Source organism: Catenuloplanes niger (assembly GCF_031458255.1).
In the GTDB taxonomy this organism is placed as follows: domain Bacteria; phylum Actinomycetota; class Actinomycetes; order Mycobacteriales; family Micromonosporaceae; genus Catenuloplanes; species Catenuloplanes niger.
Map to the genome: position 1 here is coordinate 2,173,380 of NZ_JAVDYC010000001.1, position 17,189 is coordinate 2,190,568.

Consider the following 17,189-nt stretch of genomic DNA (forward strand, 5'->3'; position numbering starts at 1 on the left):
CATGGCGGCGAGCGCGCAGGACCGGCCACCGCCGGTGCGCACCTCAAGCCCATTCATGCCGAACATGTGCAAGACATTAGCGCGGGAAATGACGACCCGCCACCCCATAAAAAGGGCCTGCCCTCACCACCGGGTGGACGGTGGTGAGGGCAGGCGTCCTTGCGAAGGGAATACCTAGTTGAGACCGTTCTTCACGGCGGTGATGAGCTCGCCGTTCGTGGTGTCGCCGGACAGCTCCCAGAAGAACGCGCCGCCGAGACCCTGCTGCTTCGCGTAGGTCATCTTGCCGGTCATCGTGGCCGGGGTGTCGTAACTCCACCAGTTGCCGCCGCAGTACGCGTAGGCCGTGCCGCCGACCGTGCCCGTCGCCGGGCAGGAGTTCTTGAGCACCTTGTAGTCGTCGATGCCGGGCTCGTACTTGCCGGGCGCCGGGCCGGTCGCGGAGCCGCCGGGTGCGGCCTGGGTCACACCGGTCCAGCCGCGGCCGTAGAAGCCGACGCCGAGCAGCAGCTTGTCCGCCGGGATGCCCTTCGCCTTGAGCTTCTGGATCGCGGCGTCGGAGTTGAAGCCCGCGGTCGGGATGCCGTTGTACGCGGTCAGCGGCGAGTGCGGGGCGGTCGGGCCCTGCGCGTTGAAAGCGCCGAAGTAGTCGTACGTCATCGGCATCAGCCAGTTGAGGTTGTTGATCGCACCGGCGTAGTCGGTGGCGTCGATCTTGCCGCCGTTGCTGCCGTCCGCCGTGATCGCCGACGTGATCAGCGCGCTCGGGCCGAACTTCGCCCGCAGTGCCGCAATCACGTTCTTGTACGCGTTGGGCCCGCTGGAGTCACAGGTGAGACCGCAGGCGTTCGGGTACTCCCAGTCGATGTCGATGCCGTCGAACACGTCCGCCCAGCGCGGGTCCTCGACCACGTTGTAGCAGGACTCGGCGAACGCGGCCGGGTTCTGCGCCGCCTGGGTGAAGCCGCCGGACCAGGTCCACCCGCCGAACGAGTAGATCACCTTGAGGTGCGGGTACTTCGCCTTGAGCTGACGCAGCTGGTTGAAGCTCCCCCGCAACGGCTGGTCCCAGGTGTCCGCCTGCCCGTTGACGCTCTGGTCCGCGGTGTAGGACTTCTCGTACGCCGGAAACGTCTCGCCGACCGAGCAACGACCACCGGTGGTGTTGCCGAACGCGTAGAGGATATGGGTCAGCTTGGCCGCCGACCCGCTGGTGTCGATGTTCTTCACGTGGTACTGCCGGTCGTACACGCCCCACTCCGCGAAGTACCCGACGACCTTCTTGCCACCCGGGTTCGGCGGCGGGGTCGTGGGCGGCGGGGTGGTCGGCGGCGTCGTGGTCGGCGGCACGGTGGTGGGCGGGGCCGTGGTCGGCGGCGTGGTGCCACCGCCGCAGGACACGCCGTTGATCGTGCAGGCGGTCGGCGCCGCGAACGCGCCGGTGCCCACGTAGCCCCAGGTCACCGACGCGCCGGGCGCGAGACTGCCGGCCCAGCTCTTCTTGACGGCGGTGTAGGTGTTGCCGCTCCGGGTCACGTCCGCGTCCCAGGAGCTGCTGATGGAGGTGCTCGCCGGCAGCGTGAACGTGATGCTCCAGTTCGCGACGGCGGCATCGGAGCCGTTCACGACCTTGACGGCGACCTCGTGGCCGGTCCCCCAGTCGGAGCTGGCGGTGAAGGTGGCGGCGATGCTGCCCGCGGCCATCGCGCTGACGGCCGGGACTGCGGTGGCGGCCAGGGCCGCGACGACCGCACCCGCCAGCAGCCCGCGGCGGACGGATCTTCTCATGGCGTCTCCAGATCGATTAGGAAACTTTCCTAAGAGTGAAGGCCGGTGTCGGGTTTCCGTCAAGATGCGGATACATGGATTTATCAATTTCTTAGGGCAACGGACGTTCCGGCCGCCTACTCGGCGTATTGTCCAGTCCCATGACCGTCTTCGACGTGGAGATCAACGCGCTCTCCGGCGAGCCCGCCGACCTCGCCCGCTTCCGCGGAAAAGCCCTGCTCATCGTGAACGTCGCCTCCAAGTGCGGCTCCACCCCGCAGTACAGCGCGCTGGAGTCCCTCGCCGAGGAGTTCGCCGACCGCGGCCTGGTGGTCCTCGGCGCCCCGTGCAACCAGTTCGGCGGCCAGGAACCCGGCACCGCCGAGGAGATCGCCGAGTTCTGCGCCACCACCTACGGCGTCACGTTCCCGATGACCGAGAAACTCGACGTCAACGGCCCCCACCGACACCCCCTCTTCACCGAGTTGGTCGGCACCCCCGACCCCGACGGCGACGCCGGCGACGTCCGCTGGAACTTCGAGAAGTTCCTCGTCACCCCGGACGGCACGGTCGCCGCCCGCTTCCGCACCCCGGTCCGGCCGGACGCCCCCGAGGTCCGCGAGGCCATCGAGAAGGCACTCCCCCACTGAGCCCACCACCCCGCCGAGCCGACACCCACGCTCCCCGCCACCCACACCGAGGCGGGCTGGTTCGAGCGACAACGCGGCATGCGACAACGAAACACATTCGCTTTTCGACCTCGCGCCACCCGCAAGCAATGAATGAACCATTTGGTACGGCGACGCGACGCAGCCGCCCGAATTCCGCTCCGCCTGCCGACCGACGCATGTCAGCCGCGAGCTACCCAACAGGCACACATCGGTGCGACTCCGGCACAGCTGCCACAATGGGTTCTGTCCGGTAGGCTCCCGTTCAGCGCGGCCTTGCCATCACACCACAATCCGGCTCCGGCGACGCCATATCACGTCAAGTCACACGATGCCATCATGCGCTGATGCGACATGGCCGACGCACGTCGAATTCCGAGTGACGACAACCGCTTTATCCCCAGCCAGAACGCATCCGGTTTCTGCATCCTCCTTGCACCCGGCACAACCCACGACGAACCGCCTTTCCCGGCAGCCGATCAAGGCGGTGCGGCCACCGCGGGCGACGCGGCCCGCAGCGACGCGGCCACCGCGAGCGGCGCGGCCGGACTCGCAACGCGATGAGCGTCTGGCTTCGCGAGGTCACCCGGCGCGTGACGGGCATGTGGACGAGCGAAGGCACCCGCGGCTCGGCGGCCGCCCGGTCGCGTGCAGGCGTCTCCGGCAGGGCAGCCGCGCGGTCACGCGATACCTCCGGCGCGACCGGCACCGGGTCACGCACGGACTTCTGCGGCACGACAGAACTCCCGTCACACGAAAGCCCCGTGAACCCGAAAAACACCTGTTCACGTGGCGGCACCGGCGGCGCGGAAGCCACCTCGCCACGTGAAGACACCGGCGGCGCAGGAACCGTCCCGACACGCGCAAGCACCGGCGGCGCGGGAACCGTTCCGGCATGTGAACACATGGGCGGTGCGGGAGGTGTCTCGCTCTGTGGAGGTGTCGACGGCGTAGTGGGCGTGTCGTCACGTGAGGGTGGCTGCGGTGTGGCGGAGGGCCGGGCGGGTGAGGAGCGTGAAGGTGGCCGCGGCGGGGTCAGTGGGTGGTGGGGGTCGGGTGGCGCCTCGCGGTTCACGCCGTCGACGATGGCCGCCGCCTCGGCGTAGGAGCAGCCCCTGATCCGGCGCAGGCGGTCTATATGGCCACGACGCTTTCCCCAATAACGGCGCGCCTGATGCAGACGACGAAATTCGTCCCGCTCGGGAGAATAATTACGGGAAGCGGTCCGATCCCGCAGCACGGCCAATTCCGAAGACATGAACAATGACCCCTGACGCATAGAGAAAGCCTCCCACGAAAGGGAGATCACCACCGACCCCGATCGGCGGGCGCCGGCCCACATCGGATTGCGCCATTCGCGATAAGGGGCCCTCCCGACCCGACGCACATTCCACCTACTTGCACACCACGACTCGGATAGACTTCCGATGACGCGACTCGGTGAATTGATGCCATACCGAGCGGCGAGTCGCGGCGATTTCGCTCAGGTGCGCCAGCACGGAACCGGCATCGCCGGGATGCACCGTCTGCCGTCGACCACCCTTGGGGTGCAGATCTTCGGCAGGGCCCCCACACCCGCCACGAAAAAAACAGCCGGCCCCACGGACCCCCGACACCCAGCAAGCCCCGCTATGCACCGGAGCCCGAGACCCGCCGGAGGCAGCCCGAAACCCCACCACCAACCCAACGGGAGGCAGCCCGAACCCCCAGCTCGAAAACGCCACCACCAACGCGGGTGGAGGCGGGATCGTGCGGCCTCGGATCCCGCAGGGAGGAGCGCCAGCGACGACCGGTGCCCGCGGGAGCATGCGGAACTTCACCCGCCGGAAGCGGGCATATCCGCCCTTAAGCTCCGGTCGGTCGGCGGCCGGCGAAGCCGCATTCGAGCCGGTGGTACCAGTCGATGCTGCGGTCGCCCTCGAGCCAGCACCAGAGGATCGGGCGGCCGTCGAGTTCGCCGGGGAAGTCCAGGAGCACGGGTGCCAGGTTCTTGATCTGGATGCCGTGCTGTTCGAGCAGTTCGACGGTGGCGTAGATCCGGGCGTCGAGTGCCTTGATCTCGGCGACGCCGCCGAACGGGCTCTCCAGGCCGTCGGCCAGGTCGGCCTTCAGCTCCGCCAGGTCGGCGCGGAGTGTGACCAGTTCGTCGATGCGGGGACGCAGGGTGGCGATCAGCTGCCGGGCCTCGGCCAGTGTGAACACGACCCTCAGTATGGGGCATTCGTTGATCAGCACATGCGGCTGCCCGATCTATCCCTCTTCTCCCCACATCGTGTCGTGCCGGACGCGGACCTCGACGGGGTGGTCGTGCCGGGGTTGCGCGCCGAGTTCCACCGGCGTCCGGTGGCGGGCGGGACCGAGTCGGTCGGCGTCTACAGCTACGCGGGCGAGACGATCTTCATGGCCTGGGGGTACGTCGGGGAGGCGCACTGCCGCTTCACCGCGTTCCGGGACGCGGGTGGCCGGTGGGGTGAGCCGGCGCCGGGGTGCCCGCCGGTCCGGGCGCACCGGGACGGCGGGCGGGTCACTGCCCTCACGGTCGGGGATCACGTGCTCCCCATGGACCTCAGTGACTCGCCCGCCGCCGACCGGTGCGGTTCCGGTCCGGACGTGCCGCCGCCGGCCACAGAGGTTTTTGACCAGCCGATGCCCAGGGACTGGCCGGCCTCCGCAGCCGACAGCGGGGTTCACTCCGGGACCCTCAACCCCGGAATTCGCCGGTGAGTGATCGGTGGCAGCCGGTCACTCACCCACGGGACGGTTCGGTCGCGGCCGCGGGGGAAGGGACGGATCCGCGCACGAACCTGATGGAACCGATGGTGAGGCCGATCGCGACGCCGAACAGCACCAGGTGCACGGCGGGCGGGACGATCGGCACGAACGCGATGACGGCCACCGGGATCTGGACCAGCGCGACCAGGGCGATCAGCGGGCCCCGGCGCCGGGCGCCCCAGAGGTACGCCGAGACGACCGGTGAGATCACGACGGCCAGGCTCAGCACGTCCAGCAGCGTGTGGAGGTAGGGGTTCGCGACCTTGTCGTGGGCGAACGCAGATGCCGGGGTCGCCACCCAGAGCATCGCGGCCGTCGCGCCCACGGTCGCGCCACCGAGGGCCAGGGATCGTCCGGTTGCTCGCATGGTGCACCTCCCCAGTCAGCAGTCAATTACTCGCTGTCATTTGACCGTAACGGGGAGGAGTGAGGGTGCGATAGCCCCGCACAGATGAATGAATAAACGGTCCGGTGAATGGTCGTGCATCTTCCCGCCGTGCAGGTTCCACACCCACCTGATCAGGTGTTTTGCTGCGCCAGCGAGGTCGCGCGATCTCGGGCCGCACCAAGAGCATCCAGCACGGCGGCGCGCAGTCCGTGGCGTTCCAGTTCGGCCAGCGCGGCCGCGGTGGTGCCACCCGGCGACGTGACCGCCTCGCGCAGCGTGACCGGATGTTCGCCGGACTCGCGCAGCATGGTCGCGGAGCCGAGCGCGGTCTGCACCGCCAGCTCGCGCGCGGTCGCCCGGGGCAGGCCGAGCAGCACCCCGGCCTCGATCATCGCCTCGACGAACAGGTAGACGTACGCGGGGCCGGAGCCGGAGACCGCGGTGACCGCGTCCTGCTGCTTCTCCGGCACCCGGAGCACGGCGCCGAGCGGCCGGAACAGCTCCTCGGCCAGTGCCACGTGCTCGTCGGTCGCGTGCGCGCCCGGCGAGATCGCGGAGATCGCGGCGCCGGCCAGCGCGGGCGTGTTGGTCATGACGCGCACCACGGGCGTGCCCTCGGGCAGCCGGCGCGCGAAGAACGCGGTGGTCAGGCCCGCGCAGAGCGAGATCACCAGGGTGCCGGGCCGGACGCTGTCCCTGATCTCGGTCAGCAGCGCGTCGGCGTCCTGCGGCTTGACGCCGATCGCGAGCACGTCGGCCTCGGCCGCGGCGGCGGCGTTGCCCACCACCCGGACGCCGTGCGTGGCGCGCAGCTGTTCGGCGCGCTCGGGGCGGCGCGCGGTGGCCAGCGCACGACCGGCCGGGTGACCGCCGCGCAGCAGTCCGGCCAGCACCAGCTCACCCATCGTCCCGGCGCCCAGCACCGCGACGGTCCGCTCGCTCACCCCGTACCTCCCTGAACACGGTCGTGGTGCGCGTCCCGGCCGGGACGCGCACCACGTGGTCGATCAGCTGCCGAAGAAGACCTCGGCCTCGGTGTAGCGCTCCAGCGGGACGGTCTTGAGCTCGCCGGTGCCCTCGATCAGCGGGATGCGCACGATGTCGGTGCCGCGGAGCGCGACCATCTTGCCGAAGTCGCCCTCGTTCACCGCGTCGATCGCCTGCAGGCCGAAGCGGGTGGAGAGCACCCGGTCGAACGCGGTCGGCGTGCCACCACGCTGGATGTGGCCGAGCACGACCGTGCGGGCCTCCTTGCCGGTCTTCGCCTCCAGCTGCTCGGCGAGCCACTGGCCGATGCCGCCGAGGCGGACGTGGCCGAAGCTGTCCAGCTGCTGGTTCTGCAGGACCATCTGGCCCTCCAGCGGCTGCGCGCCCTCGGCGACGACCACGATCGGCGCGTACTCGTGCTGGAAGCGCTTCTCCACGTACGCCGCGACCTGGTCGACGTCGAACTCGCGCTCCGGCAGCAGGATGACGTTGGCGCCACCGGCGAGGCCGGCGTGCAGCGCGATCCAGCCCGCGTGGCGGCCCATGACCTCGACGATCAGCGTGCGGTGGTGCGACTCGGCGGTGGTGTGCAGCCGGTCGATGGCCTCCATCGCGATGTTGACCGCGGTGTCGAAGCCGAACGTGTAGTCCGTGCCGTTCAGGTCGTTGTCGATCGTCTTCGGGACACCGACGACGTTCACCCCGAGGTCGGACAGCTTGGTCGCGACGCCCAGCGTGTCCTCGCCGCCGATCGCGATGAGCGCGTCCACGCCGAGGCCGGCGAGGTTCTCCTTGACCCGCTCGACACCGTTCTCGATCTTGAACAGGTTGGTCCGGGACGAGCCGAGGATGGTGCCGCCGCGCGGCAGGATGCCGCGGACCTGCTGGATGCCGAGCGGCATGGTCAGACCCTCGAGCGGGCCCTTCCAGCCGTCCCGGAAGCCCACGAACTCGTGGCCGTAGGCCGTGACACCCTTGCGGACCACGGCGCGGATGACCGCGTTCAGACCGGGGCAGTCGCCGCCGCCGGTGAGCACACCGATACGCATCTTGGCTCGTCCCTCCACACAACGTGCAAGCTTTTCGGCCGCCTCGGGCAACGCTGCCGCGCGGGCGGGCCGCCATCGCAGACTGTAGTCGGCGTCACTGAACCGCCCGGAAGCAGACCCCGGCTACACCCGGATGTCATCCGCGCTACAGGTTCGGTTCGGTCATCGCTCTCCACCGCGCAAGGTTGTGGCGCGCGTCCACCAGGGCATCGTGGCGGTCCGCCTCGGCGTCGGGCAGGGGCGGACGGCCCTTGTCGTCCCAGAGCTGGCGCAGATCCTTGGTGAAGCGCGGGATGGCCCGCGGCAGCGCCGGCATCGCACCCCACAGCTGGGCCAGGACCACGTGGTCGTACGCGGCGAACCAGGCCCACAGGTCGAGTTGCTCGCCGGTGCGGCCGCGGATCGGCTCGACCAGGAACTGGTAGAGCTCCTCGCGGATCCGTTCGCGTGACTTCCAGGCGGGGTCACCCGGGGAGGGGAGGCGGTCGAGCACGTTGCGGCGCACCCAGGGCGTGGCCCGCGTACCGTCGAACTCCGTGGAGATCGCGTAGAACTCGCGGCCGTTCTCGTCCACCACGCCGATCGAGACCAGGTCGATCGTTCGACCATCCTCGATGAACTCACAGTCATAGAAGTAGCGGTATGTCATCGCGCACCATCCTCACCCATGCTGATGGTGGCACCCCATCCAGGGGTGCGTGCGGTGACCCATGATCGGGTAAAGAGGGCCAGTGGGTCGCGCACCTTAACCGGCCCGAAACACAGTCGGCATGTGCCCTGGGAACAGTTCCCGGACAGTCGGCACCACGAGGTGGGAACGAGAATGGTCGATACTCCGCAAGACGCCACGACGCTTGCCCCGCCGGACCCGAAGCCGGGTTCGCACGCCCTCACGCTCGGGGTCGAGGAGGAGTTCCACGTCATCGACCTGGACACCCGGGAGCTGGTGCCACGCGCCGGCGAGCTGCTGGAACGGCTGCCGTCCGACTCGTTCACCGCCGAGCTGCAACGCTCGGTGGTGGAGACGAACACCGCGGTCACCCACACGCTCGACGACCTCCGGGAGGAGATCGTCCGGTTGCGCCGGCTCGCGGTCGGCGTGGCGGACGCGTCCGGTCTCGGCATCGCCGCGGCCGGCACCGTGCCGCTGCTCAACGGCGACGACCTGGAGATCACGCCCACCGCGCGCTTCCGGCACATGCTCGACGAGTACCAGATGCTCGCCCGGGAGCAGCTGATCTGCGGCGCCCAGGTGCACGTCGGCATCGACGACCGCGACCTGGCCGTGGCCGTGGCACAGCGGGTGCAGCCGGTGCTGCCGTCGCTGCTCGCGCTCTCCGCCAGCTCGCCGTACTGGATGGGGCAGGACAGCGGGTACGCGAGCGTCCGCTCGCTCGTCTGGCAGCGCTGGCCCACGGCCGGCGACCCCGGGCAGGTCAACAGCGCGGCCGACCACGACGCGCTGGTCCGCGAGCTGATCGCGACGGAGACGATCAGCGACCCCGCGATGATCTACTTCGACGTCCGGCCGTCCGCGCACGTGCCCACGGTCGAGCTGCGGATCACCGACGCCAGCTCGGACGTGGAGACCGTGGTGCTGCTGGCCGGCCTGTTCCGGGCCGTGGTCCGGCAGGAGATCGACCGGGTGCGCGCGGGTACGCCGTACACGCCGGCCCGGCCGCCGGTGCTGCGCGCCGCGCTCTGGCGGGCCGCGCGCTCCGGCCTGGAGGGCGACCTGATCGACCTGCCGCGCGGCCCGAAGCCGGTGCCCGCGGCCGAGGCGCTGCGCCGGCTCACCTCCGGCCTGCGGCCCTACCTGGAGGAGGCCGGCGACTGGGACCAGGTCACCGACCTGCTGGAGCGGGCGCTGCGGCAGAGCAGCGCGGCGGCCCGGCAGCGGCGCGCGTTCACCCGGCGCGGCCGGCTGGCGGACGTGGTCGACCTGATCCTGGCGGAGACACGCGGCGGCGAGCAGGTGCGCGAGGCCAGCGCCCCGGCCGGGCGGCTGGCCGACTACGCGAGCGCGGCCGACGAGATGTTCCCGGACACCGGGCCGCCGGCGGCGTACCGCGAGATCGTCGGCGCGCTGGACCGGCTCGGCGCGCAGGAGCTGCGGCAGCGCGAGCAGCTCCGGGACGAGGAGCAGCGGGCGCGCGGCGTGACGTTCAGCGTGGCCGGCGAGGCCAGCACCCGGTTGTTCCCTTTTGATCTCGTACCGCGGCTGGTCGCCGCGGACGAGTGGACGACGCTGCGCGCCGGGCTCACCCAGCGCGCCCGCGCGCTGGACGCGTTCCTGCGCGACGTCTACGACGAGCGGTGGGCGGTCAAGGACGGCATCATCCCGGCCTGGGTGGTGGACGGCTCCCCCGGCCTGAAGCCGACCGGCGCGCTGATGCGGCGGCAGTCCACCCGCGTCCAGGTGGCCGGCATGGACCTGGTCAAGGACCGGCAGACCGGCTGGCACGTGCTGGAGGACAACCTCCGGGTGCCGTCCGGCATCGGGTACGCGATCCAGAACCGCCGCCTGACCCTCTCCGTGCTGCCGGAGCTGCCGCTGCCGGACAACCTGCTGCCGGTGGACGACACGCCGGCCATGCTGCGCCGCGCGCTGGTCGCGGCCGCGCCGCCGGCCGCGGGCAACGACCCGTCGATCGTGGTGCTGAGCCGGGGCCCGGAGGACTCGGCGTGGTTCGAGCACCGGCTGCTCGCGCTGGAGATGGGCGTGCCGGCCGCGGTCAGCACGGACCTGCAGGTGGAGGACGGCCGGGTGATCCTGGTCCAGCAGGGGCGGCGGCAGCGGGTGGACGTGATCTACCTGCGGATGGACGAGGACGAGCTGCTGCACGCGCCGGGCGCGGACGGCATGCCGCTGGGCTGGCCGATCCTCTCCGCGGTGCACACCGGCCGGGTCGCGGTCGCGAACGCGCTGGGCAACGGCGTCGGCGACGACAAGGCGATCTACGCGTACGTGCCGAAGTTCATCGAGTACTACCTGAGCGAGAAGCCGCTGCTCGCGGACGTGCCGACCTATCTGGGCGGCGTGCCGGAGCAGTGCGAGGAGATCCTGCGCCGGCTCGGCGAGCTGGTGGTCAAGCCGGTCGACGGGTACGGCGGCGACCGCGTGGTGATCGGCCCCTACGCGTCGGACAGCGAGCTGACCGCGCTGCGGCGGCAGGTCACGGCCGCGCCGCACCGGTGGATCGCGCAGGAGGTGGTCTCGCTCTCCACCCACCCGGTCTTCGACGGCCACCGGCTCGCGCCGCGGCACGTGGACCTGCGCGCGTTCGTCTTCCTCGGCGAGGGCGCCGAGGTGGGCTCGGCCGCGCTGACCCGGGTGGCGCCGGAGGACAGCCTGATCGTCAACTCGTCCCGGGGCGGCGGCGCGAAGGACACCTGGCTGCTCGGGTGACGCTCACGGATCGGGAGGAACAGCTCACAGACCGGACTGCCGGAGTCCGGGCCCGGGTACACGCACCGTTCTGAACAGCGGCAACGCTGCGCTGCGTGTTCGACCATTTACGGTGCCGTCACACTCCGGTAATGCGGTCTACGCAATCTAGACAGGTCGGCCGCACGGTGGCGGTGCCCATCACCTGTATGGGAGGTCTGTCATGTGCGGAATAGGTGGCGAATTCAGATACGACGGCACCGCGCCGGGCCCTGAGGCGGTCCGGCGCATGCTGCCGTGCCTGGAGTCCCGGGGCCCGGACGGGGAGGGCCTCTGGGCCGAGGGACCCGCCGCGCTCGGCCACCGCCGCCTCGCGATCATCGATCTGTCCGACGAGGGCGCGCAGCCGATGGTCGACGACGAACTCGGCCTGGCCATGGTCTTCAACGGTTGTGTCTACAACTACCGGCAGCTGCGTACCGAGCTGCAACAGGCGGGCTACACGTTCCGCTCCACCTCGGACACCGAGGTGATCATGAAGGCGTACCACCGGTGGGGCGTGCGCTGCGTCGAGCGCTTCTACGGCATGTTCGCGTTCGCGATCGTCGAGCGGGAGACCGGCACGCTGGTGCTCGGCCGCGACCGGCTCGGCATCAAGCCGCTCTACTACGCCGAGACCGCGGGCGGCCTGCGGTTCGCCTCCACGCTGCCGGCGCTGCTCGCGGCCGGCGGCGTGAACACCGAGCTGGACCCGGTCGCGCTGCACCACTACATGACGTTCCACTCCGTGGTGCCGGCGCCGATGACCATCCTGCGCGGCGTCCGGAAGCTGCCGCCGGCCACGGTCCGGGTGATCACCTCGGACGGCCGGCACTCGGACACGGTCTACTGGGAGCCGGTGCACGCCCGGACCTCGATCATGACGCCGGACGAGTGGCAGGACGCGCTGATGACGCGGCTGCGCACCGCGGTCGAGCGGCGGATGGTCGCGGACGTGCCGGTCGGCGTGCTGCTCTCCGGTGGGCTGGACTCCAGCCTGATCGTGGCGCTGCTGGCCGAGCAGGGCCAGACCGGGCTGACCACGTTCAGCATCGGCTTCGAGTCGGCCGGCGGCGAGAGCGGCGACGAGTTCTTCTACTCCGACCTGATGGCGCGCCGGTTCGGCACCACGCACCACAAGATCAAGATAGGCGCGGACCGGTTCCAGCCCGCGGTGCACGACACGATCGCGGCGATGAGCGAGCCGATGGTCAGCCACGACTGCGTCGCGTTCTTCCTGCTCAGCCAGGAGGTCGCGAAGCACATCAAGGTGGTCCAGTCCGGGCAGGGCGCGGACGAGATCCTGGCCGGCTACGACTGGTACCCGCCGCTCGCCGGGGTACCCCGGGAGCAGGCCGCCGAGGCGTACGCCCGGGTCTTCTTCGACCGCCGGCACGCCGAGTTGATGGAACAGCTGTCCCCCGAATGGGCGTTGGGCACGGACGCCAGTCTGGAGTTCGTGCGGTCGCACTTCGCCCGCCCCGGCGCGGAGACCGCGCTGGACGCGGCGTTGCGCCAGGACAGCACGGTCATGCTGGTGGACGATCCGGTCAAACGGGTGGACAACATGACTATGGCGTGGGGGCTGGAGGCCCGCGTACCCTTCCTGGATCACGAGGTGGTCGAACTCGCGGCGGCCATGCCTGGAGAGCTCAAACTCGCCGACGGCGGCAAGGGCATCCTGAAGGCCGCCGCCCGGGGCGTGGTCCCGGACGAGGTGATCGACCGGCCGAAGGGTTACTTCCCGGTGCCGGCGATCCGCCACCTCTCGGGCCCCCTGCTCGACGACGTGCGGGACGCCCTCTCCGCATCGGCCGCCCGCCAGCGGGGACTCTTCCGCAAGGAGTACGTGACCGAGCTGCTCGACGCGCCGAACGAGGCGCGCACCACGCTCGGCTCGAACGCGCTGTGGCAACTGGGATTGCTGGAGCTCTGGCTCCAGCGGATCGGGGTGTAGATGACCGCTGAGCTCGGGGGCGCGACCACGCTGCCCGGACCCGTCGTTCCCGCACTGGCCGTGCCGCCGCCCGGCGGCCCCGCGCCGATGCCACCCGGCTGGTCCCCGACGACCTGTGACAGCTGGTCACCGAGCCTGGCGCCGGACGGCGGCCGGGTGGTGTTCGTCTCCGATCTCAGCGGCGCGCCGCGGGTCTGGGTGCGGGACACCCGGACCGGCGCGGACCCGATACTCCTGCCCACCGGCGACGAACCGGTCACGCGCGTCACCTGGTCGCCGGACGGCGAGTGGATCGTCTACGTGTCGACGCCGGGTGGCGCGCCCCGGGCGGAGGCCTGGGCGATCCGCCCGGACGGCACGCAGAACCGGCAGATCGCCGGCTTCGACGGTACGACCGTGCTGCTCGGCGACTGGCTCCCCGGCTCCTCGCGGCTGACCGTCACGGAGACCGGGGCGACCGCGTGCGCGATGGTGCTGGACGTGGCCACCGGCGCGCGGCGGGAGCTGTGCACCGGCGAGATGCTCTACCTGCTGGACGTGACCGCGGACGAGTCCCGGGCGCTGCTGCGCCGTGGGCCGCGCAGCGCCCGCTGGCTGGAGGTGCTGGACGTCGCGACCGGCAAGGCCGAGCCGCTGCCGCTGACCGGCGGCAACACCGACCGTGGGTGGTTCGCGGACGGCGGGGCGACCGTGCTGGCCCGGACCGACGCGCACTCCGACCTGGCGACGCTGGTCGCGGTGACCGGCGGCGAGGTGGTCGAGCTGGCCCGGCGCCCGGACGCGGAGCTGGAGGACTTCGCGGTCACCCAGGACCGGAGCGCGGTCGCGCTGCTCTGGAACCGGTACGGCGGCGTGAGCGAGCTGGCGCTGCTGGACCTGGCCACGCGCGAGCAGCGGGCGCTGCCGCCGCCGGCCGGGGACGTCTTCGAGGGCTGCGCGTTCGCCGGGGACGGCGGGCTGCTGGCGCTGGTGGTGCAGAGCGCGATCCAGCCCCGGACGATCTGGCTGATCGACCCGGCGCTGGGCGAGGGCCACGCGCTCGGCGACGACCCGACCGCGCCGGCCACCCCGGTGCCGGGCGAGCCGAGCTGGCCGGTGGTGATCGCACCGCAGCTCTGCGACCTGCGCTCCGGCGACGGGCTGGCGATCTCCGGGTGGCTCTACCGGCCCGACGGTGAGCACGACGGGCCGTGGCCGACCGTGATCAGCCTGCACGGCGGGCCGGAGTGGCAGTGGCGGCCGGCGCACAACCCGCTGTTCCAGGCGCTGCTCGCGCGCGGGCTGGCCGTGTTCGCGCCGAACGTGCGCGGGTCGACCGGGTTCGGGCGCAGCTTCGTGGACGCGGACAACCGGGCCGGGCGGTACGGCGCGATCGCGGACGTCGCCGCGTGCGTGGAGTACCTGGTGAGCAGCGGGATCGCGGACCCGGACCGGATCGGGTGCATCGGCCGGTCGTACGGCGGGTACCTCACGCTGACCGCGCTGACCACGTTCCCGGAGCTGTTCGCGGCCGGGGTGAGCGAGTGCGGCATGTCCGACTTCGCGTCGTTCTACGAGCGCACCGAGCCGTGGATCGCGGCCGCCGCGGTCAGCAAGTACGGGCACCCGGAGCACGACCGGGAGCTGCTGCGCGACCTGTCACCGCTGCACCGGATGGACCGGCTGCGCGCGCCGCTGCTGCTGGTGCACGGCGCGAACGACACCAACGTGCCGGTGTACGAGTCCGAGCAGGTGCTGGAGGCGCTGCGCGGGCGCGACGACGTGCCGCACGACTATCTGCTGCTGCCCGGCGAGGGCCACGACTTCCTGGCCCGCACGTCCCGGCAGACCGCGATCGACGCGACGGCACAGTGGCTGGCGACGCACCTCTCATGAGGCGCGTCATGAGGCGCGGATGACCGGGCGCCGGGCGGCCAGCGCGGCCCGGCGCAGCTCGATCAGCACCGGCAGCGCGGCCTCGATCTCGTCGCGGTGCACCGGGCCGGCCCGCGCGTACGCGTCGACCAGCTCCGCCGCGACCTCCGGACCGTCCGCGGCGAGGACCGCGGCGGCCAGGTCGTAGACGAGCGGGCCGGTGCCGGCCGGGCCCCAGCCGAGCACGCCGGTCCGGCCGGTCTCCGGGTCGATCAGGAACAGCGGCGCGGACGGGTCCCGGTGCAGCACGCCGTAGGTCAGCCGGTCGGTGACACACAGACGGGTGACGGCCGCGATCGCGCGGGCCACCGCGTCCCGGGTCGCCGGCGGCAGGAGCGGCGCGTCCGGGTCCAGCCCGTGCCAGTCGGAACGGTGGTGCTGCAGGCCGGGGTGGTCGAAGCCGTCCAGCGCGCGGTGCGCGGCGCCGAGCAGGTCGCCCCACCAGCGCGCGTCGACCGGGTCGGCCGGGTGCAGCGGCCGGCCCTCGGCGCGGCGGACCAGCGCCAGCACGCTGATCGCGGTCTCGGTGGTCAGCGCGCCGTGCACGGTGCGCTCGGCCGGCCCGGCGCCGAGGCCGCGCTCGGCCAGCCGCTCCAGCGCGCCCAGGCCGGCCTCCAGCGCGGCGCGGGCGCGGGCCGGTGCGCGGGTGAGCGTGAACCGGTCTCCCCCGGCGGTCGCCTCCCAGCTGCTCGCGTGCACCCCGCGGCAGATCGCGCGCATGTCGTCGACCGGGTGGTGCCACGCACGGCGTACCGTCGCGAGAAGGACTTTCGGTTTTGGCATTGCTCGCCGATCGTCCCGGTGCGGGTTGGAGAATGGCACTGCGCGATTGTGTCGGCGGCTGTCCCGGTTTCGGCCTGAATCGCCGGGCGTTCCCACTAAGGGGTCGTTACACACGGCGACGGCGAATGCGTATACCATCCGGCGTCGACTGTGACAGCACAGTCACGAACACGGGCACAGGGGTGTACAGAGCGCGACACACAGGCCATGATCTGGGTGGCAGCGCAGCGGAAGCGTTGACCGTTTTATGTCACGTCGGTCCGGCCGAGCGCGGGGTGGGCGCGACGCCGGTGCCGACCGGGGAGGGGTTGGACCGTGGAGGTTCGCCTGCCGGATCCCGGCGATGCGCTCACGGGCGTCGAGATGTTCGCCGGCCTGGAGCAGGAGGTACGACAGCGGGTGATCGCCGCGGCGGTCCCACGCACGTACCGTAAAGGTCAGATTCTGTTCGTGGAGAACGACCCCGGAGAGTCACTCATAGTGCTCAAGCGGGGCGCCGTCGCGGTCTTCCGGACCGCACCGACCGGCGAGCGGGCCGTGCTGACCGTGGTGCGGCCGCCCGACGTGCTCGGGGAGCTGTCGCTGCTGGACGGCTCCGGGCGTTCCGCCTCCGCGGAGGCGATCGAGGACTGCACCGCACTGGCGCTGTCCCGGGCCGCCTTCATGGAGCTGGTGCATTCCAATCCACGAATCCTGGACGCGGTGATGCGGGCGTTGGGGGCACTGATCCGCCGGCTCACCGAGCAGAACGCGGATCACGTCTTCCTCGACCTGCCCGGTCGGGTGGCGAAGACGCTGGTCCGGCTGGCCGGCGAGAGCCAGGCACCGATGATCACGATCGAGCTCAACCAGAGCCAGCTGGCCGAGATGGCCGGCGGGTCGCGGCAGAGCGTCAACCAGGCGATCGGGTCCTTCGCCAGCCGGGGGTGGCTGCGCACCGAGGGGCGCCGGATCGTGGTGACCGACGTGGCCGCGCTGCGCCGCCGCGCCGGGATGGTCGACAAGTAGCGGTGCACACGATCGTGGCCCCCGCACCGGCATCGGTGCGGGGGCCACGCGATCGGTTCGCCGCTACTCGACCTTGCCGGGGCCGATGTAGTCGCCCTGCGTCGCGGGCTGCTCCGCCTTGTCCACCTTGCCGGGACCGATGTAGCCGTCCTCGGCCTTCTCCACCTTGCCAGGACCGATGTAGCCGTCCTGGGCGGTCGCGCCCTTGCCGTCCGTCGTCTGCTCCGGGTCCACCATCTGGTGCTCCTCCAGCTCGGCGAGCGTGATCGGGTCGACGTCGACGACATCGCCGGCGCTGTGCCGCACCCCCGCTCGATCGACCCACGCGACCGTCAGCTTCACGTCCACCGTCGGTCCTCCCACTCGCGTCCGAGAGAGCGATCCTCGGCCCGGCCACGGATGCTCGCGCCGGAACAGCGACCGGACCGCGAACGGCCGGGCCGAGGAGGGCTCATTGACTGGCGCCGAC

At 71.2% G+C, this 17,189-nt stretch carries 15 protein-coding genes; 7 read left to right on the forward strand and 8 right to left on the reverse strand.

Annotated features, from left to right (window positions below):
* Positions 1 to 174: 174 nt before the first annotated feature.
* Positions 175 to 1,788, reverse strand: coding sequence for a glycosyl hydrolase family 18 protein (locus J2S44_RS09370; RefSeq protein WP_310410766.1), 1,614 nt, complete (start codon positions 1,786 to 1,788; stop codon positions 175 to 177).
* 140 nt (positions 1,789 to 1,928) lie between these two features.
* Between J2S44_RS09370 and J2S44_RS09375 the strand changes: the two genes are divergently transcribed.
* Complete coding sequence (locus tag J2S44_RS09375) at positions 1,929 to 2,417, forward strand: glutathione peroxidase (protein WP_310410768.1); 489 nt, start codon at positions 1,929 to 1,931, stop codon at positions 2,415 to 2,417.
* Positions 2,418 to 2,789: 372 nt separating this feature from the next.
* Positions 2,790 to 2,999, forward strand: coding sequence for a hypothetical protein (locus tag J2S44_RS09380; RefSeq protein WP_310410769.1), 210 nt, complete (start codon positions 2,790 to 2,792; stop codon positions 2,997 to 2,999).
* A gap of 1,281 nt (positions 3,000 to 4,280) precedes the next feature.
* On the opposite strand, the gene J2S44_RS09385 is transcribed toward J2S44_RS09380, so the two are convergent.
* Positions 4,281 to 4,637, reverse strand: coding sequence for a DUF2203 domain-containing protein (locus J2S44_RS09385; protein ID WP_310410771.1), 357 nt, complete (start codon positions 4,635 to 4,637; stop codon positions 4,281 to 4,283).
* Positions 4,638 to 4,712: 75 nt separating this feature from the next.
* Here J2S44_RS09385 and J2S44_RS09390 point away from each other — a divergent pair, with 75 nt between their 5' ends.
* A complete protein-coding gene (locus J2S44_RS09390; RefSeq protein ID WP_310410773.1) occupies positions 4,713 to 5,159 on the forward strand; it encodes a hypothetical protein in 447 nt (148 codons plus the stop codon).
* Between the two features lie 22 nt (positions 5,160 to 5,181).
* Here the strand turns inward: J2S44_RS09390 and J2S44_RS09395 are convergent, their stop codons facing one another.
* The 4 genes from J2S44_RS09395 to J2S44_RS09410 form a co-directional block, all read right to left on the reverse strand.
* Complete coding sequence (locus tag J2S44_RS09395; RefSeq protein ID WP_310410775.1) at positions 5,182 to 5,574, reverse strand: hypothetical protein; 393 nt, start codon at positions 5,572 to 5,574, stop codon at positions 5,182 to 5,184.
* A gap of 152 nt (positions 5,575 to 5,726) precedes the next feature.
* Positions 5,727 to 6,539 carry a pyrroline-5-carboxylate reductase gene (proC, locus tag J2S44_RS09400; RefSeq protein ID WP_310410777.1) on the reverse strand — a complete coding sequence of 271 codons (813 nt, stop codon included), beginning with the start codon at positions 6,537 to 6,539 and terminating at the stop codon, positions 5,727 to 5,729.
* A gap of 63 nt (positions 6,540 to 6,602) precedes the next feature.
* The gene (locus tag J2S44_RS09405; protein WP_310410779.1) at positions 6,603 to 7,631 is read right to left on the reverse strand and encodes a 6-phosphofructokinase; all 1,029 of its coding nucleotides are present in this window, start codon (positions 7,629 to 7,631) and stop codon (positions 6,603 to 6,605) included.
* A gap of 145 nt (positions 7,632 to 7,776) precedes the next feature.
* Positions 7,777 to 8,280, reverse strand: a complete 504-nt coding sequence (locus J2S44_RS09410; RefSeq protein ID WP_310410781.1) for a polyadenylate-specific 3'-exoribonuclease AS — start codon at positions 8,278 to 8,280, stop codon at positions 7,777 to 7,779.
* 174 nt (positions 8,281 to 8,454) lie between these two features.
* Here J2S44_RS09410 and J2S44_RS09415 point away from each other — a divergent pair, with 174 nt between their 5' ends.
* From J2S44_RS09415 to J2S44_RS09425, 3 genes are all read left to right on the forward strand, one after another.
* Positions 8,455 to 11,040 carry a glutamate--cysteine ligase gene (locus tag J2S44_RS09415; RefSeq protein ID WP_310410783.1) on the forward strand — a complete coding sequence of 862 codons (2,586 nt, stop codon included), beginning with the start codon at positions 8,455 to 8,457 and terminating at the stop codon, positions 11,038 to 11,040.
* A gap of 202 nt (positions 11,041 to 11,242) precedes the next feature.
* Positions 11,243 to 13,015: an N-acetylglutaminylglutamine amidotransferase gene (locus J2S44_RS09420; protein WP_310410785.1), complete on the forward strand. Its 1,773-nt coding sequence runs from the start codon at positions 11,243 to 11,245 to the stop codon at positions 13,013 to 13,015.
* Complete coding sequence (locus J2S44_RS09425; protein WP_310410787.1) at positions 13,016 to 14,890, forward strand: S9 family peptidase; 1,875 nt, start codon at positions 13,016 to 13,018, stop codon at positions 14,888 to 14,890.
* A 6-nt stretch (positions 14,891 to 14,896) separates the two neighbouring features.
* On the opposite strand, the gene J2S44_RS09430 is transcribed toward J2S44_RS09425, so the two are convergent.
* On the reverse strand, positions 14,897 to 15,649 hold the full coding sequence (locus tag J2S44_RS09430; protein WP_310410789.1) for a phosphotransferase enzyme family protein: 753 nt from the start codon (positions 15,647 to 15,649) through the stop codon (positions 14,897 to 14,899).
* 378 nt (positions 15,650 to 16,027) lie between these two features.
* On the opposite strand from J2S44_RS09430, the gene J2S44_RS09435 reads away from it, so the two are divergent.
* On the forward strand, positions 16,028 to 16,720 hold the full coding sequence (locus J2S44_RS09435; RefSeq protein ID WP_306826808.1) for a Crp/Fnr family transcriptional regulator: 693 nt from the start codon (positions 16,028 to 16,030) through the stop codon (positions 16,718 to 16,720).
* A gap of 63 nt (positions 16,721 to 16,783) precedes the next feature.
* Here the strand turns inward: J2S44_RS09435 and J2S44_RS09440 are convergent, their stop codons facing one another.
* Positions 16,784 to 17,068, reverse strand: coding sequence for a hypothetical protein (locus tag J2S44_RS09440; RefSeq protein ID WP_310410791.1), 285 nt, complete (start codon positions 17,066 to 17,068; stop codon positions 16,784 to 16,786).
* Between the last annotated feature and the right edge of the window lie 121 nt (positions 17,069 to 17,189).

Excerpts from the sequence above, each read along its gene's own strand:
- J2S44_RS09370 (WP_310410766.1), bottom strand. The coding sequence starts at position 1,788 with ATGAGAAGATCCGTCCGCCGCGGGCTGCTGGCGGGTGCGGTCGTCGCG.
- J2S44_RS09375 (WP_310410768.1), top strand. The coding sequence starts at position 1,929 with ATGACCGTCTTCGACGTGGAGATCAACGCGCTCTCCGGCGAGCCCGCC.
- J2S44_RS09380 (WP_310410769.1), top strand. The coding sequence starts at position 2,790 with ATGGCCGACGCACGTCGAATTCCGAGTGACGACAACCGCTTTATCCCC.
- J2S44_RS09395 (WP_310410775.1), bottom strand. The coding sequence starts at position 5,574 with ATGCGAGCAACCGGACGATCCCTGGCCCTCGGTGGCGCGACCGTGGGC.
- J2S44_RS09405 (WP_310410779.1), bottom strand. The coding sequence starts at position 7,631 with ATGCGTATCGGTGTGCTCACCGGCGGCGGCGACTGCCCCGGTCTGAAC.
- J2S44_RS09410 (WP_310410781.1), bottom strand. The coding sequence starts at position 8,280 with ATGACATACCGCTACTTCTATGACTGTGAGTTCATCGAGGATGGTCGA.
- J2S44_RS09415 (WP_310410783.1), top strand. The coding sequence starts at position 8,455 with ATGGTCGATACTCCGCAAGACGCCACGACGCTTGCCCCGCCGGACCCG.
- J2S44_RS09420 (WP_310410785.1), top strand. The coding sequence starts at position 11,243 with ATGTGCGGAATAGGTGGCGAATTCAGATACGACGGCACCGCGCCGGGC.
- J2S44_RS09425 (WP_310410787.1), top strand. The coding sequence starts at position 13,016 with ATGACCGCTGAGCTCGGGGGCGCGACCACGCTGCCCGGACCCGTCGTT.
- J2S44_RS09430 (WP_310410789.1), bottom strand. The coding sequence starts at position 15,649 with ATGCGCGCGATCTGCCGCGGGGTGCACGCGAGCAGCTGGGAGGCGACC.